The organism is Streptomyces sp. NPDC055239, from assembly GCF_053606205.1.
In genome coordinates this window covers 26,227-48,391 of the sequence record NZ_JBSGRD010000004.1, presented here as the reverse complement: position 1 = coordinate 48,391, position 22,165 = coordinate 26,227, and the positions used below count along the sequence as shown (strand labels likewise).

Here is a 22,165-nt window from a genome sequence, read left to right as displayed (position 1 = left end):
GGCGCGGCGGAAGTACGGTCGGGCGCGCCCCGGGGCGCGTGCGGAGCGGAACGCTCATGGGACGTTCCTCGTCAGTAAAGATCCACGTTGACGTGACCACGCCCCGCGCGACGACAACACGGGTATGCGTGTCGTCATCGTCACCGAATCCTTCCCTCCCGACGTCAACGGCGTGGCGCACTGCGCCCTGCAGACCGCCCGGCAGCTCGTCGCGCGCGGTCACGACCCCCTGGTCATCGCCCCCGCCCCCGCGGCCGGGGCGGACGCCGCAGCCGAAGCCAGTGCGCCCTGCCCCGTCATCCGCGTCCCCTCCCTGCCCCTGCCCGGGTATCCCCAGGTCAGGCTGGCGCTGCCCAGTCGGCGCCTGTCGGCAGCCCTGAGCGCGCACCGCGCCGACCTCGTCCATCTGGCCAGCCCCTTCGTCCTCGGCGCGCGCGGCATGGCGGCCGCCGCACGCCTGGGCGTCCCCGCCGTCGCCGTCTACCAGACGGATCTGGGCGGCTACGCGCGTACGTACATGGGCATGGGGGAGTCCACCGCCTGGCGGCGCATCCGTGCCGTGCACGCCGCGGCCGACCGCACCCTCGCCCCGTCGTCGGCCGCCCTGCGCGATCTCGTGACACACGGGGTGCCACGGGTGCGGCTGTGGCCACGGGGAGTGGACACCGCCCGGTTCAGGCCCGCCCTCCGGGACGCGGCCATGCGCCGCGAACTCGCGCCGAACGGCGAGCTGATCGTCGGCTACGTAGGGCGCCTCGCTCCCGAGAAGCAGGTCGAACTCCTCGCCGGGGTGTCCTCCTTGGAGGGCGTACGCCTTGTCGTCGTCGGCGACGGCCCCAGCGAGGATTCCGTACGGGCGGCGCTGCCCGGCGCGGTGTTCCTCGGACGCCGCACCGGGTCCGAACTCGCCAGGATCTTCGCCTCGTTGGACCTCTTCGTGCACACCGGTCCCTACGAGACGTTCTGTCAGACCGTGCAGGAGGCCATGGCCAGTGGCGTGCCGGTGATCGCGCCCGCCGCCGGAGGCCCGCTGGACCTCGTCGTCCCCGGTCGCACCGGACTCCTGGTGCCGCCGAGGGACGCCCTCGCGGTGCGTGACGCGGTCTGGGCGCTCGCCGCCGATCCGGGGCTGCGTGCGGCCTACGGGGCGGCCGGGCGCGCGGCCGTCGAAGGGCGGACCTGGGAGGCGGTGGGCGAACAACTCGTCGACCACTACGCCCAGGTGCTCGCCGCGCGGACGGCGGTGGCGGCATGAGGGCGGCGCTCTACAGGGAGGCGGCCGAGCGCTCCGGCGCGCGCCCCGCCGACTCCTTGCGCATCGTGCGGCTCGCCAACTTCGTCGCCCCCACGTCGGGCGGACTGCGCACCGCACTGCGGGAGTTGGGCCGCGGCTACCGGGAGGCCGGGCACGAGCCCGTGCTGATCGTGCCCGGCGAGCGGGCCGGGTTCCGCGACACCGACCAGGGCCGCGTCGTGACACTTCCGGGCACGCTGCTGCCCGGAACCGGCGGCTACCGCGTCCTCACGGACCGCCGAAGGGCGGCCCGGCTCCTCGAGCGCCTCGCCCCCGACCGCATCGAGGTCTCCGACCGTACGACCCTGCGCTGGACCGGCGCGTGGGCCAGGCACCGCAGGATCCCGGCCGTGATGGTCTCCCACGAGACGACGGACGGCGTCCTCAGCTCCTGGGGCCTGCCGCGTCAGGCCGCTTCGCGCGCGGCCGACGCCCTCAACTCCCGTACGGCGCACGCCTTCGCGCGGGTCGTGTGCACCACGGAGTGGGCCGAGCGCGAGTTCGTCCGCATCGGGGCGCGCAACGTCGTCCGCGCACCGCTCGGCGTCGACCTCGTGGCCAGCCGTCCGGGTCTTCGCGATCCACGCGTGCGTGAGCGCCACGCGCGCGTGGATGACGTTCTGCTGGTGCTCTGCTCCCGCCTCTCCGTGGAGAAGCGGCCGGGCATGGCGCTCGACGCCCTGGAGGCGCTCCGTGGCCGGGGCGTGCAGGCCGTCCTCGTGGTGGCGGGGGACGGGCCACTGCGCGCCCGCCTGGAACTGCGGGCGCGCGAGCGGCGGTTGCCGGTCACCTTCCTGGGGCACGTCGCGGACCGTGCGGCCCTGGGCGCACTGCAGGCCGCGGCCGACGTCTGCCTGGCACCGGGCCCCTGCGAGACGTTCGGGCTGGCGGCCCTTGAGGCACTGGCGTGCGGTACGCCGGTGGTGGCCAGCGCGTCGTCGGCGCTGCCGGAGATCGTGGGCGGTGCGGGCGCGGTGGCGAAGGACAGCGGCGATGCGTTCGCGACCGCCGTCGAGACGCTCCTCGCCCGCCCTGAGCGGACACGCAGAGAGGCGGCACGCGCGCGTGCGGAGTGCTTCGGGTGGGGCGGGGCGGTGGCGGCGTTTTTGGGGGCGCATGAGGCGGGACCGCCCAGTTGTGGGCAGGCTTCCCGCAAGGCGGGACGGGTGGGCACAACCCTGATGCCGGGTGCGGATTCAGCAGGCGGAGGGGTGTACGGCAAGGGGTTCGCTTCATGAGGGCGTCGCGTTTCGTGGCCATGGGCGACTCCCTCACCGAGGGCGTCGGGGACCCCACGGAGGAAGGCTGGCGGGGATGGGCGGCGCTGCTGGCACCGGGCCTTGCATCACGTGAGGGGGAGGTGCGGTTCCACAACCTCGCAGTCAGCGGCGCCCAGACCGGCGACGTACTGAACCGCCAACTGCCCGAGGCTCTGAAGCTGCGCCCCGACCTGGTCTCCGTGATCGTCGGTGTCAACGACACCCTCCGCTGCACGTTCGACATCCAGGCCGTGGCAGCCCGCCTGGACACGGTCTACGGAGCCGCCACGAGGCAAGGCGCCCAACTGCTCACCGCCTGCCTCCCCGACCCGGGCGCCATGCTCGGCCTCCCGGGCGCGCTGTCCCGCCCCCTGGCCCGGCGCCAACGCGCGGTCAACGCCGTCGTGCACGCGCTGTCCGAGCGGTACGGCGCCGTCCACCTGCACCTCGCCGAGGACGAGTGGGTCGCCGACCGCGCCCTATGGAGCGCGGACCGGCTGCATCCGGGCGAGCGGGGCCACCGTCTTGTCGCCGCCCGCTTCCACGCGCTGCTCGCGGCGCGGGGGACAGCGGCGGGCAGCCCGCCCTCGTGCGAGCCCCAACTGCCGTCGCCCACTCGGTCGGCGAGCCTGCTGTGGCTTGCCACGGCAGGGACCGGCTGGGTGGCACGCCGGTGCACCGATCTGCTGCCCCAGCTGCTCACCCTCGCGGCCGACGAGGTACGTCACCAGGTGCGGGGCAGCAGCGCCCGGCTCGACCTGAGCGCCACCCATGCGGTGAAAGCGGCTCTCGCCGCGCTCACCGCGACCGAGCAGCCGGACGCGGCGTAGGAGACCGTAGTCGGCCTCAGGAGAGGGAGACCCTCAACGCCGTCCCACCGGGACGAAACGCACCGGCGTACCCGGCACCGCCTGCGCCGCCCCGGCCAGATCCGCCTCCCTGACCACCGCGATCACCGGATAGCCCCCGGTCGTCGGATGGTCGGCGAGGAAGACCACGGGACGGCCGTCCGGCGGCACCTGGACGGCGCCGAGAGTCATGCCCTCGCTGGGCAGTTCATCGGCGAACGCCCTCTCCAGGGAGGGGCCTTCGGTGCGCAGACCGATGCGGTTGCTCGCCGAGGACACCCGGTACGCGCGCGTGGTCAGCGTGCGCAGGGCCGCCGCGGAGAACCAGTCGGCGCGGGGCCCGGACGTCACCCTCAGGATCAGTTCCCGCGGTGGCGCCGGATGGGGGGCGGTGTCCACACGCGTGTGGGCGGCGAAGGCGCTCCCCAGGGGGATGACGGTTCCGTCCGCGAGCGGCGGAGGGCCGAGCCCGGAGAGTAGATCCGTGGAGCGGCTCGCGAGCACCGGGTCGACGGCGACACCGCCGCCGAACGCGATGTAGCAACGTACTCCGGAGACGGCTGCTCCGACGTCGAGGAGCGCGCCGGCCGGTACCCGCACGGGCGCGCCCCATGGCACCGGGCGGCCGTCGACGGTCACCGGGCAGGGCGCACCCACGACCGCCACCGTCACCGTGCAACGCGGCCTCACGGAGCATCCGTTGAGGGTGGTCTCCAGGACGGCCGCGTCGGGCGGGCTGCCGACGAGGCGGTTGGCGAGGCGGGCCGCGGCCGGATCGAGGGCTCCGGAGCGCGGCACTCCGAGGTGCGCGTGCCCGGGTCGGCCCTGGTCCTGCACGGTGGTCAGCGCCCCGGCCCGTACGACGGCGAAGGCCCGGTCGGTCATCGTGCCTCCGCCATGGGTACTTCCGTCATGGGGCCTTCCGTCATGGGTACGAAGCGCACCCGCACCCCAGGAGTGAGCAGCGCGGCAGGCACGCGCGCGTGGTCCCACAGCGCGGCATCGGTCGTGCCGATCAGCTGCCAGCCGCCGGGCGACGAGCGCGGATACATGCCCGTGTACGGCCCCGCCAGGGCGACGCTGCCGGCCGGGACACTCGTTCGCGGCGTGGCCCGACGCGGCACTTCGTAGCGCGCCGGAAGGCCCGTGAGATAGCCGAAGCCGGGCGCGAACCCACAGAAGGCGACCCGGAACTCGGCCGCCGAGTGAATCTCCGCCACCTCCGTCACCGGCACACCCCAGTGCGCCGCCACGTCCGCCAGGTCGGGCCCGTCGTAGCGGACCGGGATCTCCCGTACGTCCTCGTCGCGCGCCGAGAGCGGCGGGATCTCCAGGGCGGCGAGAGTCGCACCGACACGGCCGGGGTCGTCGAGGCCGTCCAGGAGCACCGTACGGGCCGCCGGCACGATCTCCCGTACGCGGATCAGGCCGGCCGCCCTGCGGCGCAGCAGCTCGGCGTGGAGCGCCTGCGCCTCGTCGCCGTCGGTGAGTTCGACGAGCAGCGCCTGTTCACCGACTGGAAGCACCCTCACGCGAAGGCCTCCACCCGGACGCCCGCCGCTTCGAGGCGTGCCCGGACCTGCCGGGCGAGGGCCACCGCGCCCGGGGTGTCCCCGTGCAGGCACAGCGAGCGCGCGCGGACGTCGATCCGCTGCCCGTCCCGGGCGGTGACGGTCCCGGACCGCGCCATGCCCACGGAGCGTTCGACGACGGCGTCCGCCTCGGTGATGACGGCGCCGTCGCTGCCACGCGGCACGAGAGTCCCCTGCGGGGTGTACGCGCGGTCGGCGAACGCCTCGGTGACGACGGGAAGCCCGGCTTTGCCTGCCACCTCCAGGAAGCGCGATCCGGGAAGACCGAGGACGGGCAGCGCGCCGTCCGCGAGCAGGACCCCCTCGACGACGGCGCGCGCCTGGTCCTCGTCGTGGACGACGCGGTTGTAGAGCGCGCCGTGCGGCTTCACGTACGACACGCGTGTGCCGGCCGCCCGCGCGAAGATCTCCAGGGCGCCTATCTGGTAGGCCACTTCGGCCGCCAGCTCGTCGGCCGGTACGTCCATGGAGCGGCGCCCGAAGCCCGCCAGGTCGCGGTAGGAGACCTGGGCGCCGATCCGTACTCCGCGCGCGGCGGCCTGCTCGCACACGCGGCGCATGGTGGCCGCGTCCCCCGCGTGGAAGCCGCAGGCCACATTGGCGCTGGTGACGACGGAGAGCAGTTCCTCGTCGTCGGTCAGGCGCCAGCGGCCGAAGCCTTCACCGAGATCGGCGTTGAGATCGATCACCGCATCGATCACCGCATCGATCATGGCAGCGGTCTCGGTCGTGGTCTCGGCGTCGGTCATGCGGGTGGTTCTCCTGATTCCGTACGGTGGCTTGCTCGGCCTGTTCAGCCGACCCTGTACTGCTCGTCACGGGCGTCGGTGATGAACATCTGGCCCGGCGCGTGCGTGATCGCGAACGGTGGCCGCGAAGCCATCACCGCGGCCTGCGGTGTCACCCCGCACGCCCAGAACACCGGGATGTCCTTGGGCTCCGGGGTCACCGGATCGCCGAAGTCGGGACGGCTCAGATCGCCGATGCCGAGCACCGCCGGGTCGCCGCAGTGCACCGGATCGCCGTGCACCGCGGGCAGCAGGGAGGTTTCCCTGATCGCCGTCGAGAGGTGCTCGGGCGGAACGTGGCGCATCGACACCACCATGGGGCCGTGCAGTCGGCCCGCCGGGCGGCAGGGGCGGTCGGTCACGTACATGGAGACGTTGCGGCCCTGTTCGACATGGCGCATCGGCACGCCGGACTCGGTCAGTGCCCGCTCGAAGGTGAAGCTGCAGCCGATGAGGAACGACACCAGGTCGTCCCGCCACCGCTCGACCACGTCCGTGGGCTCGTCGACCAACTCGCCGTCCTGCCACACCCGGTAGCGCGGCAGGTCCGTCCGTAGATCGGCGCCGGGTGCCAGGGGCGTGGTCCAGGAGCCCTCGTCGGTGACGTCGAGCACCGGGCAGGACTTCGGGTTGCGCTGGCAGAACAGCAGCATGTCGTACGCCCAGTCGGCGGGCACGGCGATCAGATTGGCCTGTGTATGACCGGCCGCCCAGCCCGCGGTCGGCCCGCTCGTGCCCGAACGGAAGAGCGCGCGGGCTTCCTCAGGGCTCTGCAAGGCCGTGGCCATGGGGCTCACACCAGTGGGGTTCACGCCAGTGGGGTTCACGCCAGTGAGGCTCACACCAGCTCCTTCCCACGCGTCTCGGGAAGACCGAGCAGGGCGAGCACGGCGAGCGCGTAGCCGATCGCACCGAAGATCAGCGCACCGCCCACGCCCCAGCTGTCGGCCAGGAAGCCGACCATCGTGGGGAAGATGGCGCCCACGGCGCGACCGGTGTTGTACGTGAAGCCCTGCCCCGTGCCGCGCACGGCGGCCGGATAGAGCTCGCTGAGGAACGAGCCGAAGCCGCTGAAAATGGCCGACATACAGAAGCCGAGCGGGAAACCGAGCACAAGGAGAAGGCCGTTGGCCCCGTCCGGGATGTTCGTGTACGCCAGGATGCTGGCCGCGGAGAGGAACGCGAAGAGCGTGATGTTGCGTTTACGGCCGAGTATGTCGGTGAGATAGCCACCGGCCAGGTAGCCGATGAAGGCCCCGGAGATAAGGAACGTGAGGTACCCGCCCGTGCCGACCACCGTGAGGCCGCGCTCGGTCTTCAGGTACGTGGGCACCCAGGTGGCGAGCGTGTAGTAGCCGCCCTGCACGCCGGTGGACAGCAGGACCGCGAAGAGCGTGATGCGCAGGAGACCGGGCTTGAAGATCGCGGTGAACGACCCCTTGTCCGCGCTCTTCTTCCGCTCCTCGGCCGCCTCGGGTGCGTCGTGCACATTGCGTCGTATGTAGACGACGAGGAGGGCGGGCAGCGCGCCGGTCCAGAACATCACGCGCCAGGCGATGTCCTCGTCCAGGAACTGGAACACCACGGTGTAGACGATCACCGCGAGCGCCCAGCCGACCGCCCACGCGCTCTGGATCGCGCCGAGCGTGCGGCCGCGGTTCTTGGCGGTGGCGTACTCGGCGACCAGGATCGCGCCGACCGCCCACTCGCCGCCGAATCCGAGGCCCTGGAGGGCGCGGAAGACCAGCAGGGTCTCGTAGTTGGGCGCGAAGCCGCAGGCGACGGTGAAGACGGCGTACGTGACGACCGTGATCATCAGTGCCTTGACCCGGCCGATCCGGTCCGCGACCACCCCTGCGATCGCGCCGCCGATGGCGGAGACGACCAGCGTGACCGTGGTGAGCAAGCCGGTCTGGCCGCTGTCCAGGCCGTAGTACGCGGCGATCGCGACCATGCTCAGCGGCAGCGTGAAGTAGTCGTAGGAGTCGAGGGCATAGCCGCCGAAGGCGCCCCCGAAGGCGCGGCGGCCGCGCGGGCCGAGGGCACGAAGCCAGCCGAACGCGCCGTTGTCGTCGGTGGGTTCGCCGTCCACGGGGCGTGGGTCGGCCGGAAGGGCCTGGGGCGGAGGGGGCGTGCTCATGGGCACCTCGCAGGAGGGGGGACGGAGGGTGCGGAGCGGGCAGGGCGTGGGGTACGGGCAGGGAGTGAGGCACGGGTGGGAATCGCGCCGTGCTCGACAAGGTAGAGGATCGTTGAACGATCCCTCAATACCCATGTTGTCTCGTTCTTGTATCTGCGATTGAATCCGGGCATGGCTGAGGGAATGGCTGACGCGAGCGGACTGGCCGACGACCGTGCGCTCCTGGGGCGCACCAGCACCGCGGAGCGGGTCTCGGACATCCTTCGGAGCCGCATCGCGGAGGGTTACTTCCCGCCGGGGGCCCGGCTGTCGGAGGACAGCATCGGTGGCGCGCTCGGCGTCTCGCGCAACACGCTGCGCGAGGCATTCCGTCTCCTCACGCACGAACGGCTGCTGGTCCATCAGCTCAATCGCGGGGTATTTGTCCGAGTCCTCACGATTGAGGACGTGGAGGACATCTACCGCACCCGGCGCCTCGTGGAATGCGCGGTCGTCCGTGGCCTCGGAGATCCGCCCTACGCGCTCGACGGGCTCGCGGGTGCCGTCGCGGACGGCACGAAGGCGGCGCGCGAGCGGAAGTGGAAGGGCGTCTCCACGGCCAACATCCACTTCCACCGGGAACTCGTCGCCCTCGCCGGAAGCGCCCGCACCGACGAGGTGATGCGCAGCGTCTTCGCCGAACTGCGCCTGGCCTTCCACGTGGTGGACGATCCGCGTCGGCTGCACGAGCCGTATCTCGCACGCAATCGGCAGATCCTGCGGACCCTCCAGGACGATGACGCGGCGGAGGCCGAACAGCTGCTCGCGGTCTACCTCGACGACTCGCGGAACGGCCTCGTGGAGGCCTATGGCCAGCGCGTGGCGCAGGGCGAGCGGGCGGGCGGCTGAGGGCCGGACGGACTTCGGCTCGGCGCTGTCAGATCTGCGCCGTTTCGACCGTTGTCAGACCGAGGATCTAGTCTGTGCACCGTGACTTCGCCTGCCGTTACGGACACCGTTCCGCCCCAGCTCAGCGCGGGGCCGAGGCCCGCCATGGGCCCGGCCGCCGACGAGGGCCTGGCGCGGCGGCTCCGCGCGCTCGCCTGCACGGCGCCGCTGCACGACCTCGACGTGCGCAAGGCCAACCTCGCGGGTGAGTACTCGGTGTACGCGATGGCGGAGGTGGCCCTCTCCGCCATCGACCTCGTCACCCTGAACATGGACTTCGACACCGGCGCCGACCACGAGCAGATAGTGGCCAGGCTGCTCCCGCGCGTCGGAGCCCAGGCCCCCCGGCGCCCCGTGGCCGAGCATGAACGCGTGGCCCGGTGGGTCCTGGAGAACCTGATCAACGTTGGCAGCGTCGACCGCGGCTTCCGCGCCGTGTACGGCACTTTTGCGCCCGACGGCACCTATGTCCGCAGGGACTACGACTTCAAGCTCATCGAAGAGGTGCCCGGGTACGGGGGGAGTGTCTATCTCCGTACGACGGACGAAGCGGTCAACGTCCTCGTGGGCGCCCTCGACACCGACGTCACGAGCGCCCAGATCGCCGCCGAGGTGAAGCTCGAGGTGCTGATCAGCCGCGGCCGCCTCGCCGACGCCCAGCTCGCCGCCGAGCAGGCGCGGTATCGGACGGTGCAGTACTCGGAAACGCTCCGCAGAGCCCTGGACGCGACCCGGCGCAACGTCCGCGCGGTGGACTGGCTCCAGGCCGTCCCCGACATGATCGCGGAGGCGCTCGACCACGTGGCCGACCGCTATCGCCACGAGAACGCGATCCTGACGAACATCCGCAAGGCGCGCGACGAGTCCGAGGACCCCGAGCAGAAGCGCCGCGCCGCCGAGCTCGTCGACATCGTCAAGGACTGCATCCGCCGTCATACGCAGCTGCAGTCCCGGCTCCTCGACGCGGGGCCGCTGTTCCGTGCCGAGCAGGACCGCCAGGCCTTCGCGACACCCACCACGCGCAGCGGTCTCGATCTCTACGGGCAGCTCGTCGCCCCCCTCCTGCCGCTCCCCGTCGAGCAGGCGAGCCGTGTGACGAACGCGTTCTTCGCACGCGGGACGGGCCTGCGCACACCCGTTTCCGTACGCGTCGGGGACCTCGTCGACATACTGCTCACGCCACCGCAGGAGCGGGAGCACCTGGGCATGGAGATGCCCGAGCCCGACCTCATCGCCACCCCCGACGACAGCCGCTTCAGCGACGAGCAGCTCGCCAGTGCAATGGAGCTGCTCGCCCTGCCGCCCGACGCGCCCCGGCGCCTCTCAGGACTGCTCGCCGACGCCCGCCGACGCGACACCGAACTGCCCTACCTGGTCGCACTCCTCGCCGTCCACGCGGCGAGCCCGCCCGTCGGCACCGCCTACCGCCAGGGCGAGGAGAAGCTCCTGTTCGCCGTGGACGACGGCACCGAACTCGACGACCAGGAATTCGGCGGCGCCGACCTCATCGTGGGCACGGCGCTGCTCGACGCCGCCGGTATGGCGGCCGGCCGGACGGAGAGCGCATGAGCACCCCCGACCTTCTCCAGTACGACCAGTACGACCAGTACGACCAGTACGACCAGTGCGACCCGTACGACCGCAGCAAGGAGCACAAGCCGTGACCGAGCACCCCGCAGAGCACACCGCGTGGGGCGAGCCGGAGACATCGGCGGCCCCCGCCGCGACCGCCGCCGTCACCCCGGCCGACGCCGCCGACGCCGCGCGCCTCGTCGCCTTCGGGCTCCAGCCCAAGCTCCAGCCCGCCCGCGACCAGGAGTACGCCGAGCTGCTGCGCCGGTATCGCGAGGACTCGCCCTTCGCGCGGCTCGCCGACGCCGTCGCCGCGGGGCTCGGGCTCGTCGTCCTGGAGGTGTCCCCGCGCGCGGGGATGGCCGTGACGGCCGCCGAGGACTCCGTGTTCGCCGTCCGCATGGGCGACTACGCACGCCGGACCGCCGCCGACTCCACCGACCGCTTCCTGCACGGCCTCGCCCATCTCGCCGTCGCCGCGCTTGCGTTCCCGCGCCCCGAGGACCTCGCCGACGACGGATACATCGGGCGGATCACGGTCAATGGAGTGGACGCCTTCGTGCGGCAGGCCTGCCGCCGCCTGGAGGAGCGCGCCGACGAGAACGGCGAGAACTCCGACCCGCAGACCGACGCCCCCGGCCTGGAGGCCGCCTGGCGCATCTGGGCGCGGCGCAGCTCGACGGGCGCCACCAAGGACGCCCGCCGCCTCGCCGGGTCGACCACCGGCATCATCGGCAAGGCTGTCGCGTTCCTCACCGACTCCGGGTTCCTGCAGCGCACGGGCGACGACTCCGGGGGGACGTACCGCACCACCGCCCGCTATCAGCTTCAAGTGCGCGACATGGCGGGCGGCGCCGCCATGGCCGAGCTCCTGGAACTCGGCATCGTGCCCGTCACGGACGGGTCCGCGACCCTGTTGCCCCCCGAAGAGACCGACGACCTGGAGCTGGCGGCCGACGCGGGCCTGCCCTTCCACTCCTGATTCTCGCGCCCGCCAAGACCCGCCCCGCTTGAACCCTTCCTGCTGTTCCGCACGACTTACGACGAGAGTCCGCCGCCATGTACGAGCTGTCCCGGGTCCGCCTCTACTCCATCGGCCCCGCCGGTGCGCGCTACGCCGACACCGTGCTTGACCTGCGCGGCGTCGGCGCGGAGGTGCCCGACCCCGCGCCCACTCAGGCGGAGTTCTTCGAGGAGGAGCCGACCGGGCCGCCGCGCCGCCCGGCGCCCGCGGGCGTGCTCTTCCTGGAGAACGGCGGCGGCAAGTCCGTCCTGCTCAAGCTGATCTTCTCGGTGATGCTGCCGGGCCACCGCAACACCCTTGGCGGCGCGAGCTCCGGAGTGCTTCGCAAGTTCCTGCTCGCCGACGACTGCGGGCACGTCGCCCTGGAGTGGCAGCACACGCTGACCGGTGAGTGCGTCGTGGTCGGCAAGGTCGCCGAGTGGCGTGGGCGGCAGGTCTCCAACGACCCGCGGAAGTTCGCCGAGGCCTGGTACTCCTTCAGGCCCGCGCCCGGCATGAGCCTGGACTCGCTGCCGGTCGCCGAGTCCACCGCCGTACGGCCCTCCGTGGAAGGAGCGTCGGGCGCGCAGGGGCGGCGGCGCACCATGAAGGGCTTCCGGGACGCGCTGACCGAGGCGGGCAAGGCGTATCCCGACATCGAAGTGCACTGGGAGGAGGGCCACGACCGCTGGAACGAACACCTCGGCGACCTCGGCCTCGACCCCGAACTCTTCCGCTACCAGCGGGAGATGAACGCCGACGAGGGGGAGGCTGCGGGCCTTTTCGCGGTCAAGAAGGACTCCGACTTCACCGATCTGCTGCTGCGCGCCGTCACGGACACGCGCGACACGGACGGCCTCGCCGACCTCGTCCACGGCTTCGGCAACAAGCTGGGCCGCCGCTCCGAACTCATCGCCGAGCGTGACTTCACCGCGGGCTCCGTCGACCTGCTCGGCCGGATCGTCGACGCCGCCCACACGCGTGCGCGTGCACGTGACGTGCACGCGGGCGCCGAGCGACGCACCCGGACACTCGCCCGCCGGCTCTCCGCGCGGGGCGTCACCGAGCGGGGCCGCACGAGCGAGCTCGCCGAGCGGGTCACCGCCGCCGCGCAGACCGTCACCACGGCGGAGGAGGCACGCGGCAGGTCGGCGCTGATCTCCGCCGAACTCGCCTTCAGGCACGCTTCCCTGGCGCTCACCGTCGCCGAGAAGGCCGCCGCCGCGCAGCGCCGCGAGCTCGCCGACGCGCGCCAGCTGCACTCCTCCTGGCAGGCGGCCGAAGCCGTCCTGCGGCACCGCGCCGCCGCCGACCGTTCCGCGCGCGTGGCCTCCGCGATCCTGGAGGCCGAGCGGGACGCGGCGCCCGCACTCGCCGCGCGCTCCAAGGCCGCCGCCGATCTCGTCCGGGTCCTGCACACCGCCGCCGAAGGCGCCGAGTCGCTCGCGAACGAGGAGGAGGAGCGCTCGGCCGCCCTCCAGGAGACCGGCGAGGCCGCCCACCGCGACGCCACGGTCGCCGCGACGGAGGCACAGCGCGCCCGCAGCGAGGCCGGACACCTGCGCCAGCGCCTCACCGAGGTCGAGCAGGAGACCGCGGAGGCGGTCCGCTCGGGCTGGCTCGACGACACCGCACCGGACGCCGACCCGGCGCGCGCGGCGCTGGCCGCCAGCGACGCCGAGAAGACCGCGGCCGCCGCCTGGGACACCGCACGAGAGACCTCCCTGCGGGACGCCGAGCACGCCAAGGAAGCAGCCGCCGCCGAGGCGCGCGCCGAACTCACCGCGGCCCGCGCTTCGGACGCGGCGGACGCAGCCGAGCACGCGTACGACGCGGAACGCCGGGCCGCCGAGTCGATCGCCGGGGACGAGCGCCTCGCCGAGCTGCTCGGTCTTCCCGGGGCGAGCTCCCTGGGCGGGGTGCCGCAGCCTCGCCAGGGCACGGCAGGGAAGGGCGACAACAGCGAGGCCGCCGACGGCAGCGCCACCTCCGCGGTCGCACGGGCCGTCACCGCGACCCGCTCCCTGACCGAAGGCCCCCTCTCCCTCCAGGAGCTTGACCGCGGCGCCGACGACCTCCGTACGCTCCTCGACGACGGGGTCGCATCCGCCGAGCGGCAGCTCTTCGACCTGCGGACCGCCGCCGCCGACGACTCCCGGATCCTGGGCGCCCTCGGTGACGGCGGTCTCCTTCCCCCGGGCCCCGACGTCCTGGCCACTGTCGAGTTCCTCGGCGAGCACGGCATCCCCGCCCTGCCCGGCTGGCGCTACCTCGCGCAGGCCGTCGACCCCACCGACCACGCGCGCGTGCTCGCCGCCCGGCCCGAGCTGGTCGACGGCGTCGTCATCACCGACCCGGCCACGCACGCCCGCGCCCGCGAAGCCCTCGCGGGCGCCGCCCTGCTGCCCCGCTCCGCGGTCGCCGTCGGCACCGCGGCCGCCCTCCTCGCGCCGACGCCGGGCGAGGACGCGGGCAACAGCGGCGACGAGAGCGTCTTCCTCGTCCCGCCGAACCCCGCCATGCACGACGAGCACGCCGCCGACGAGGAGCGCCAGGCACTGCGCGCGCGGGCGGCGCGGCGCGACGAGGAGATCAGGGCGCTCGCCGTCCGCCTCACCAAGGACCGCGAGCTCGCCGCGCGGCTCGCCTCCTGGCGCAGCGGCTGCCCGGCCGGACGCATCGAGGAGCTGGCCGCCGCCGCACGGAACGCGCGCGCCTTCGCCGAAGAGGCCGAGGCCGAACTCACCGAGGCACGCACGGTCCGCGCCGAGGCCGACGAGACGGCGACCGAAGCGGCACGCGCGCGTGACGAGCGGCAGGAGGGCGCCCAGCGCGCCCGTCGCGTCGCCGACGCCCTCGCGGGACTCGCCTTCCGCCTGCGCGAGCGCGCGGGCTGGCAGACCAAGCTGCGCGAACTCGCCGATGACGCCGTCGAGTCCGAGGCCCGCGCCCAGACCTGCCTGGACCGCGCCCGCGCCGCCGACGAGGACCGCCGCGCCGCCCAGCGCGCCGCAGACGACGCCCGCCGCACCGCACGTGCCCTGCGCGCCGAGCGCGCCGAGATCGCGGGCGCACCCGAGGACGTGCCCGAGGAGCCCGGCGCCCCCAAGACCTCGCTGCCCGCCCTCCGCGAGGCCTACCGCGCCGCGTCCCAGCTCTACGAAAAGGTCGGCGTCGGCGCCGACCTGCGTGCCGAGCAGGCCCGCGCCGAGAGCGACGAGAGCGGCGCACTCGCCGACCTCGACCGGCTCAGCAACAAGGTCCGCACCCGCGCCGCCACGCTCCTGGAGGGCACGGACGGCTCCGACGGCCCCTCCCGGCAGGCCGCGTCCGCCCGCGCGGAGGCCCAGGTCCAGCTCATCGAGACCCGCGCGTCCACCGCCAGCGAGCAACTGGGCCGGCTCCGCGGCGAGGCGGAGCGGCTCGCCCCGCAGGACGGCGACGCGCACACCGAGCTCCCCGAAGAGCTCGTCCCCGCCGACGCCGAGCAGGCGCAGACCCTCCTGCGCACCGCGACCGGCGAACTGGCCGCCCACACCGAGGCATTGAGCCAGGCCAAGGACGCCCACGCCTCCCTGGTCCACACCCACCGCGCCGCCGAGGACGCCACCGGAGGTTTCGACGAGACGGCGGCCCTCCTGCGTGACTTGCTGCGCGAACAGCAGCAAGAGGAAGAAGGAGGAGAGGCCCCCGAGCCCTACCCCGGCTCCCTCGAAGAAGCCCGGCAGTCCGCGTCCGAGGCCCGGCGCTCCCTGCGCGGCTGCGCCGCCGACCTCTCCGCCGCCGAGGCCGCCGTCCGCGAGGCCAGCGACATCCTCGTACGGCACGCGAACTCCACGCGCTACGAACAGGTACGCACCCCCGCCCGCCAGCAGATCCGCGAACTGCCCGCGTCCGCGCTTCCGGAGCACGCCAAGAAGTGGGCCGACGCCTTCGCGCCCCGCCTGCGCGTGCTCACCGACGAGCTGGAGCAGCTGGAGCGCAACCGCGACAGCATCGTGGACCGCCTGCGCGGACTCGTGGAGTCCTCGCTCGCCACGCTCCGGTCGGCCCAGCGCCTCTCGCAGCTGCCCGAGGGCCTGGGGGAGTGGTCGGGCCAGGAGTTCCTGCGCGTCCGCTTCGACGAACCCGACCAGGCGACGCTGACCGAGCGCCTCGGCGAGGTCATCGACGAAGCCACGCGGGCCGCCGTCAAGAAGAACTCCGACATGCGGCGCGACGGAATGTCCCTGCTGCTGCGGGGAGTTCAGGCCGCCCTCGAACCGCGCGGCATCGCCGTCGAGATCCTCAAGCCGGACGCCGTCCTGCGTGCCGAGCGGGTGCCGGTCGGCCAGATGGGCGACGTCTTCTCCGGCGGCCAGCTGCTCACCGCGGCCATCGCCCTGTACTGCACGATGGCCGCCCTGCGCAGCAACGACCGGGGCCGCGACAAGGACCGCCACGCCGGCACGCTCTTCCTCGACAACCCCATCGGCCGCGCCAACGCCACGTATCTCCTGGAGCTCCAGCGGGCCGTGTCGGACGCGCTCGGCGTGCAGTTGCTGTACACCACCGGCCTGTTCGACACGACCGCGCTCGCGGAGTTCCCGCTGGTCATCCGCTTGCGCAACGACGCGGACCTGCGGGCAGGCCTGAAGTACATCAGCGTCGAGGAGCACCTGCGGCCCGGCCTGCCCCAACAGGACCCGGCCGAGCAGACGGTGCACGGGGAGATCACGGCGACCCGTATGTACAAGCGCCCCGCCCCCACCCCCTAGGCGAGCAAACCGGCCAGCCACTCATGGAACAGGCCGATGTGATGCTCGGTCGGCACGAGCACCCCGCCCGCGCGATAGGCGCGTGACGCCATCGCGGGCTGGGTGCGCTCGCAGGCCTCGAAGTCCTGCTCGTTGACCCGGTGGAAGAGCTCCACGGACTTGGCGAGGTCGACGCCGGACGCGACGATCTCGGGTGCGTAGAGCCAGTCGCACTCGACGACCGTGCGGTCCTCGGCCAGCGGGAACATCCGGTGCAGGATCACATGGTCGGGGACGAGGTTGATGAAGACGGTCGGTTTGATCGTGATCGCGTAGTAGCGGCGGTCCTGGTCCTCGGCGACCTCGGGGAGGCGCTCGAAGCCCGCGCTGCCGTCGACGGTGAAGCCGCTGACCTCGTCGCCGAACGAGGCACCGTGCCCGACGTAGTACTGGGCGGCGAACCCGTCGGCGAACTCCGGCAGCACATCGGTCAGTTCGGGGTGGATGGTCGCGCAGTGATAGCACTCCATGAAGTTCTCGACGATCAGCTTCCAGTTGGCGCGTACGTCGTAGGTGACGCGCTTGCCCAGGGCGAGCCCTTCGGTTCTGTAGCGCTCGATGGACGCCGCGTCGCCAAGACGCTCGACGGCCGCGCCGATGACGGTCTCCTCGAAAGAGGGCGGTTCGTCGGCCAGACACACCCAGGCGTAGCCGAGCCACTCCCGCAGTGCGACCTTGACCAGGCCGTACGCGGTCCGGTCGACGTCCGGCATCTTCACCAGGTTCGGCGCGGCGATCAGCTTGCCGTCGAGGTCGTACGTCCATGCGTGGTACGGGCATTGGAGCGCACGGCGCACCTCGCCCGACTCTTGCGTGCACAGGCGGGCGCCGCGATGACGGCAGATGTTGAGGAAGGCGCGGAGCTCCCCCGACCGGGAACGGGTGACGAGTACGCTCTCGCGGCCGATCTGGACGGTGCGGAAGGCGCCGGGTTTGTCGAGGTCGGCGGCGCGCACCGCGCAGAACCAGAGCGATTCGAAGACGCGTTCCTGTTCCTGCCGGAAGATCTCCGGGTCGGTGTAGAAGTGGCCCGGCAGCGTGGTCATCAGGCTGGCGGCGGACGGGGCCTCGGGGGTCGTCGTCACGGTGGCGTCTCCTCCGTACTCCTCAAGCGGGTCAAGCGGGTCAAGCGGGTCAAGCGGGCGCGGCGGCGAGACGGCTGGGGTCGAAGAGCTCGATGGGGTACTCGGTGGTGCCGTCAAGCGCCAGATCGGCGACGATCTCGCCGACGACCGGCACGAACTTGAAGCCGTGCCCGGAGAACCCGGCCGCGACGGTGACCGACTCCGGGTGGGCCGGGTGGCGGGTGATGACGAAGTGCTCGTCGGGCGTGTTGGAGTACATGCAGGTCGCGGCCTTGAGGAACTGTCCGGGCAGGGAGGGGATGCGGCCCGCCATGTGCTCGGCCATCGCCGCGACCTCGTGCTCGTGGACGGTGCGCTCGATGTTCTCGGGCGTACAGGGCGTGCCCTTGCGGAAGAAGGCAACCTTCGCGCCGAGATCCGGCCCGTCGATGGCAGGGAACCCGTAGACCTGCACGTCGTCCGCGTCCTCCCAGATGTAGATCGGGTGGTTCTGCGGCAGGAAGGGCCGCACGCCGCCGGTCGGCTGGAACCAGTACATGACCTGCCGTTCGATGCTGAACGGCACCCCGATGTCGGTCAGGAGCCGCGGCGCCCAGGCACCCGGGCAGATCACCAACTGCCCAGCCGTGTACGTGTCCTCCGCGGTGTGCACGCGGACGCCGTCCCCGCACGGCTCCCAGCGCGTCATCGGCTCCTCGAAGTGCAGATCGGCGCCCTGCCGCGTGGCGAGCTGCAGATGTGCGGCGACGGTGTTCTCGGGGCGGACGAGCCCGGCCCGCGCCTCGTACAGCGCGACCTCGTCGTCCGTGGGGCGAAGCGTCGGGAAGCGGCGGCGTATCTCGGGGGCGTCGAGCATCTCGTGGGGGAGGTCCCACTGCTGTGCGGAGAGCAGCGAACCGGAGACGGCGCGGCTCTCGGGGCGGCCGACCATCACGCCGCCGCACAGGGTGGCGATCTCGCGGCCGGTGTCGCGTTCCAGGCGTGCGTACAGCTCGTACGAGCGCAGCAGGAGAGGGACGTACGCCGGGTCCTCGAAGTAGGACTGCCGGGTGATGCGCGAACCCCCGTGACTGGAGCCGCGGTTGTGGACGGGCCCGAACTTCTCCAGGCCGAGGACACGGGCGCCGCGCGCGGACAGGTGGTGGGCCGCGGCGCTGCCCATGCCGCCGAGGCCGATCACGATCACGTCATAGGTGGGGGACACAGAGCTTCCTCCATAACTGCTGCCGATCACTGTTGCTGGGCCTCTAGCGACGGATGCGGGTCATCTTCGGGTCGAACAGCGGCTCTTCGGCGACCGTCGCGGGGACCTTCTCGCCGAAGTACTCGATGTGCACGCTCGCGCCCGTCTCCAGCGGCGGAAGCCACGCGTAGGCGACACAGCGGCCCAGCGTGTATCCGTAGGAGGCGCTGGTGACGTATCCGGCCGGGATCCCGTCGACGTACACGGGCTCCTTGCCGAGGACGACGGCGGCCGGATCGTCGAGGAGGAGAGCGGTGAGCTTGCGCGTGCTCCGGCCGTCGAGGGGGCCGAGCTGTTCGAGCGCGGCGCGGCCCACGAAGTCGCCCCGGTCCATACGGACCGCGAAGCCGACCCCCGCCTCGTAGGGGTTGTGTTCGGTGGTCATGTCGTGGCCCCACGCGCGGTACCCCTTCTCCAGGCGCAGGCTGTTGAACGCGGACCGCCCGGCCGCGATCACTCCGTGCCGCTGCCCCGCCTCCCAGAGCGTGTCCCAGAGCCGGAGCCCGGTGTCGGCGCTCGTGTAGAGCTCCCAGCCCAGCTCACCGACGTACGAAAGGCGCATCGCCGTCACCGGGACATGACCGATGTACGTCTCCTTGGCCCTGAAGTAGCCGAACGCCTCGTGCGAGAAGTCGTCGCGGGTGAGCGGCTGCACGAGGTCGCGGGCGAGCGGACCCCAGACGCCGATGCAGCAGGTCCCCGACGTGATGTCCCGTAGGTGCACGTCGTCGGGGGCGTGGCGCAGGAGCCAGTCCAGATCGGCCGGGCTGTTGGCGCCGACCTGGAAGCGGTGCGGGGCGAGCCGCGCCACCGTCAGGTCCGAGCGGATGCCGCCCGACTCGTCCAGGAGGAGGGTGTACGTCACCGCACCGGGCTTCTTGGCCAGGTTGTTGGAGGTCATGCGCTGCAGGAACGCGAGCGCGCCGGGTCCTGACACCTCGAGGCGGCGCAGGGGAGTCATGTCGTAGAGGGCGACCTTCTCGCGTGTGACCCGTGCCTCGGCCGCCGCGATCGGCGACCAGTACCGGGCCGACCAGGCGTCGCGTTCGGGGACCTCGCCGTCCGCAAGGAGCGGGGCGTTCGCCTCGTACCAGTGCGGTCGCTCCCAGCCGCCGCCCTCCAGGAAGACGGCGCCCAGTTCCTGCTGCCGGGCGTAGAAAGGGCTCACCCGCAGCGGCCTTGGCTGCTCCATGGGCTGCAGCGGGTGCAGGACGTCGTAGACCTCGACGAACTGCTGAGCTCCGCGGTCGGCGACGTACGCGGGCGAGCGCTGGGCGGCATCGAAGCGGGTGAGGTCGCAGTCGTGTACGTCGATGGAGGGCCGCCCGTCGACCATCCACTCGGCGACCGCCTTGGCCACGCCCGCGGAGTGCGTCACCCACACCGCCTCGGCCAGCCAGAATCCGCGCAGCGCACGGGACTCGCCGATGACCGGCATCCCGTCGGGGGTGAAGGAGAAGACGCCGTTGAAGCCTTCCGCGACCTCGGTGTCGCGCAGCGGCGGAAGGAGCCAGCCGCAGTCCTCCCAACTCGGCGCGAAATCCTCCTCGGTGAAGGGGTACGAGGACGGCATCTCGGCCGCGTCGTCGTACGCCGGGACCGTGAACGCGTCCACGGGCAGCGGACGGTGGGCGTACGAACCGATGCCGATGCGGTCGGTGTGCTCACGGAAGTACAGATCGCGGTCCTGGAAGCGGAGGATCGGCTTCGACGCCTCGGCGCGCGGGTCGTTGACGCCCGCGAGTTCGGGGAGCGGTGCGGTCTTCGCGTACTGATGGGCGAGGGGTAGGAGGGGTATGTCGACACCGGCCATGCGGCTGATCACCGGACCCCAGAAGCCCGCCGCCGACACGACGTGGTCGGCGGGGAACGTACCCCGGTCGGTGACGACGCCTGTAATGCGGCCGTCCTCCTGCTCTATGCCGGTCACGGTGTGCCGGTCGAGGAAACGTGCGCCACGCGCGCGTGCCCGCTCGATCTGCGCACGGCAGGCGAGCACGGCGCGGGCGAGTCCGTCGTCGGGAGTGTGCAGGCCGCCGAGGACCTTGCTCTCGTCGATGAGCGGCCACATCTCCTTGCACCGTGCGGGCCCTACGATCTCCGCGCGGATGCCCCAGGAAGCGGCGTATCCGGCCTTGCGGTGCAGGTCGGACCAGCGCTCGGGCGTGGTGGCGAGTTCGAGTCCGCCGACCGGGTTGAAGCAGGACAGGCCGTCCACTTCCAGTGCCCCGAACTTCTCGACGGTGTATGTCGCGAAGGCGGTCAGTGTCCTGGACGGACCGGTCTGGAAGACGAGGCCGGGAGCGTGCGAGGTGGAGCCGCCGGGGGCCGGGAGCGGACCCTGTTCGAGGACCGTGACGTCGGTCCAGCCGCGGGCGGTCAGTTCGTCGGCGAGGGAGCAGCCGACAATGCCGGCGCCGATGACGATCACGCGGGGCATCGAGGAACGGTCGCTCACAGGACCACCACCGAACGCAGGACCTCGCCTCGTTGCATCCTGCCGAACGCCTCCTCGATCTGGTCGAGAGCGATGGTCTCGGAGACGAATCCGCCGAGGTCGAGCCGCCTGCTGAGGTACTGGTCGATGAGGATCGGGAAGTCCCGGGTCGGCAGACAGTCGCCGTACCAGGAGGACTTGAGGGCGCCGCCGCGCGAGAACAGGTCGATCAGGGGCAGGTCGACCTTCATCTCCGGGTCGGGCACCCCGACCTGGACGAGCACACCCGCGTGATCGCGCATGTAGAAGGCCTGCTTGTACGTCGACGGGGTGCCGACCGCGTCGATCGCGACGTCGACCCCGAAACCGCCGGTGAGTTCGCGGACCGCCTCGACGGGGTCAGTGCCAAGGGAGTTGACGGTGTGCGTGGCGCCGAACCGGGTTGCCCCGTCGAGCTTGGACTCGTCGATGTCGACGGCGATGACACGGCGTGCGCCCGCAAGAGCGGCCCCGGCGATCGCGGCGTTGCCCACCCCGCCGCAGCCGATGACGGCCACGGTGTCGCCGCGGCCCACCCGGCCGGTGTTCACGGCGGCCCCGTATCCGGCCATCACCCCGCAGCCGATGAGCCCGGCGGCCTCGGGGCGTGCCGCCGGGTCGACCTTCACCGCCTGCCCGGCGGCGACCAGGGTCTTCTCGGCGAAGGCACCGATGCCGAGAGCGGGGCTCAAGGGAGTGCCGTCGAGAAGGGTCATGGGCTGGGCGGCGTTGCGCGAGTCGAAGCAGTACCAGGGGCGGCCTCGCAGGCAGGAACGGCAGGCTCCGCAGGGGGCGCGCCAGGCGAGCACCACATAGTCGCCGGGGGACAGATCGGCGACATCGGCGCCGACCGTCTCGACGGTGCCTGCGGCCTCATGACCGAGCAGGAACGGGAAGTTGTCGCTGATCGCGCCTTCCCGGTAGTGCAGATCCGTGTGGCAGACCCCGCAGGCCTGCACGGAGACAAGTACCTCTCCCGGTCCGGGATCTGGCACGACGATTGTCTGCACCTCGACGGGTGCGCCCCTTTTCATGGCGACGGCGGCACGGACCTCGTGTGGCACGGCCAGACTCCTCTGCTGTTGCGCACTGCACGACGGGTTGCGCTATGAGAGACATAGTGGGAACGCCATCAAGAGGCC

The 22,165-nt window shown here is 72.3% G+C and carries 16 protein-coding genes; 7 read left to right on the top strand and 9 right to left on the bottom strand.

What is annotated here, in order from left to right:
• The first annotated feature begins 124 nt into the window (after nucleotides 1-124).
• From ACWFRJ_RS15585 to ACWFRJ_RS15575, 3 genes are read left to right on the top strand one after another with little or no spacing between them, the layout of a single operon-like run.
• On the top strand, nucleotides 125-1,255 hold the full coding sequence (locus ACWFRJ_RS15585) for a glycosyltransferase family 4 protein (RefSeq protein ID WP_453529821.1): 1,131 nt from the start codon (nucleotides 125-127) through the stop codon (nucleotides 1,253-1,255).
• Entirely contained in the window at nucleotides 1,252-2,532 is a 1,281-nt protein-coding gene (locus ACWFRJ_RS15580) for a glycosyltransferase (RefSeq protein WP_453529818.1), read from the top strand. The genes ACWFRJ_RS15585 and ACWFRJ_RS15580 overlap by 4 nt, the downstream gene beginning before the upstream one ends.
• The gene (locus tag ACWFRJ_RS15575) at nucleotides 2,529-3,383 is read left to right on the top strand and encodes an SGNH/GDSL hydrolase family protein (protein ID WP_453529815.1); all 855 of its coding nucleotides are present in this window, start codon (nucleotides 2,529-2,531) and stop codon (nucleotides 3,381-3,383) included. Before ACWFRJ_RS15580 ends, ACWFRJ_RS15575 begins: the two co-directional genes overlap by 4 nt.
• Nucleotides 3,384-3,416: 33 nt before the next feature.
• Here ACWFRJ_RS15575 and ACWFRJ_RS15570 read toward each other — a convergent pair whose 3' ends face one another.
• The 5 genes from ACWFRJ_RS15570 to ACWFRJ_RS15550 all read right to left on the bottom strand — a co-directional run bounded on the left by ACWFRJ_RS15570 (nucleotide 3,417) and on the right by ACWFRJ_RS15550 (nucleotide 7,921).
• On the bottom strand, nucleotides 3,417-4,286 hold the full coding sequence (locus tag ACWFRJ_RS15570) for a 5-oxoprolinase subunit C family protein (RefSeq protein WP_453529812.1): 870 nt from the start codon (nucleotides 4,284-4,286) through the stop codon (nucleotides 3,417-3,419).
• Nucleotides 4,283-4,933 (bottom strand): 5-oxoprolinase subunit B family protein, encoded by a 651-nt coding sequence (locus tag ACWFRJ_RS15565; protein WP_453529809.1) that lies wholly within the window; start codon nucleotides 4,931-4,933, stop codon nucleotides 4,283-4,285. The genes ACWFRJ_RS15570 and ACWFRJ_RS15565 overlap by 4 nt, the downstream gene beginning before the upstream one ends.
• Complete coding sequence (locus ACWFRJ_RS15560; protein ID WP_453531129.1) at nucleotides 4,930-5,706, bottom strand: LamB/YcsF family protein; 777 nt, start codon at nucleotides 5,704-5,706, stop codon at nucleotides 4,930-4,932. Before ACWFRJ_RS15560 ends, ACWFRJ_RS15565 begins: the two co-directional genes overlap by 4 nt.
• A gap of 80 nt (nucleotides 5,707-5,786) precedes the next feature.
• Complete coding sequence (locus ACWFRJ_RS15555) at nucleotides 5,787-6,569, bottom strand: putative hydro-lyase (protein WP_453531126.1); 783 nt, start codon at nucleotides 6,567-6,569, stop codon at nucleotides 5,787-5,789.
• 50 nt (nucleotides 6,570-6,619) lie between these two features.
• The gene (locus tag ACWFRJ_RS15550; RefSeq protein ID WP_453529806.1) at nucleotides 6,620-7,921 is read right to left on the bottom strand and encodes an MFS transporter; all 1,302 of its coding nucleotides are present in this window, start codon (nucleotides 7,919-7,921) and stop codon (nucleotides 6,620-6,622) included.
• A gap of 171 nt (nucleotides 7,922-8,092) precedes the next feature.
• Between ACWFRJ_RS15550 and ACWFRJ_RS15545 the strand changes: the two genes are divergently transcribed.
• The 4 genes from ACWFRJ_RS15545 to ACWFRJ_RS15530 all read left to right on the top strand — a co-directional run bounded on the left by ACWFRJ_RS15545 (nucleotide 8,093) and on the right by ACWFRJ_RS15530 (nucleotide 16,180).
• The gene (locus ACWFRJ_RS15545) at nucleotides 8,093-8,809 is read left to right on the top strand and encodes a GntR family transcriptional regulator (RefSeq protein ID WP_453529803.1); all 717 of its coding nucleotides are present in this window, start codon (nucleotides 8,093-8,095) and stop codon (nucleotides 8,807-8,809) included.
• Between the two features lie 81 nt (nucleotides 8,810-8,890).
• Entirely contained in the window at nucleotides 8,891-10,417 is a 1,527-nt protein-coding gene (locus ACWFRJ_RS15540) for a hypothetical protein (RefSeq protein ID WP_453529800.1), read from the top strand.
• 91 nt (nucleotides 10,418-10,508) lie between these two features.
• The gene (locus ACWFRJ_RS15535) at nucleotides 10,509-11,402 is read left to right on the top strand and encodes a hypothetical protein (protein ID WP_453529797.1); all 894 of its coding nucleotides are present in this window, start codon (nucleotides 10,509-10,511) and stop codon (nucleotides 11,400-11,402) included.
• Nucleotides 11,403-11,479: 77 nt separating this feature from the next.
• Nucleotides 11,480-16,180 (top strand): hypothetical protein, encoded by a 4,701-nt coding sequence (locus ACWFRJ_RS15530; RefSeq protein WP_453529794.1) that lies wholly within the window; start codon nucleotides 11,480-11,482, stop codon nucleotides 16,178-16,180.
• On the opposite strand, the gene ACWFRJ_RS15525 is transcribed toward ACWFRJ_RS15530, so the two are convergent.
• The 4 genes from ACWFRJ_RS15525 to ACWFRJ_RS15510 are packed head-to-tail and all read right to left on the bottom strand — an operon-like array spanning nucleotide 16,177 to nucleotide 22,087.
• The gene (locus ACWFRJ_RS15525) at nucleotides 16,177-17,304 is read right to left on the bottom strand and encodes an aromatic ring-hydroxylating oxygenase subunit alpha (RefSeq protein WP_453529791.1); all 1,128 of its coding nucleotides are present in this window, start codon (nucleotides 17,302-17,304) and stop codon (nucleotides 16,177-16,179) included. The genes ACWFRJ_RS15530 and ACWFRJ_RS15525 overlap by 4 nt on opposite strands.
• Nucleotides 17,305-17,353: 49 nt before the next feature.
• Nucleotides 17,354-18,508, bottom strand: a complete 1,155-nt coding sequence (gene solA, locus ACWFRJ_RS15520; RefSeq protein WP_453529788.1) for an N-methyl-L-tryptophan oxidase — start codon at nucleotides 18,506-18,508, stop codon at nucleotides 17,354-17,356.
• 43 nt (nucleotides 18,509-18,551) lie between these two features.
• Entirely contained in the window at nucleotides 18,552-20,987 is a 2,436-nt protein-coding gene (locus ACWFRJ_RS15515; RefSeq protein ID WP_453531123.1) for a GcvT family protein, read from the bottom strand.
• 14 nt (nucleotides 20,988-21,001) lie between these two features.
• Entirely contained in the window at nucleotides 21,002-22,087 is a 1,086-nt protein-coding gene (locus ACWFRJ_RS15510) for an S-(hydroxymethyl)mycothiol dehydrogenase (protein ID WP_453529785.1), read from the bottom strand.
• Nucleotides 22,088-22,165 lie beyond the last annotated feature (78 nt).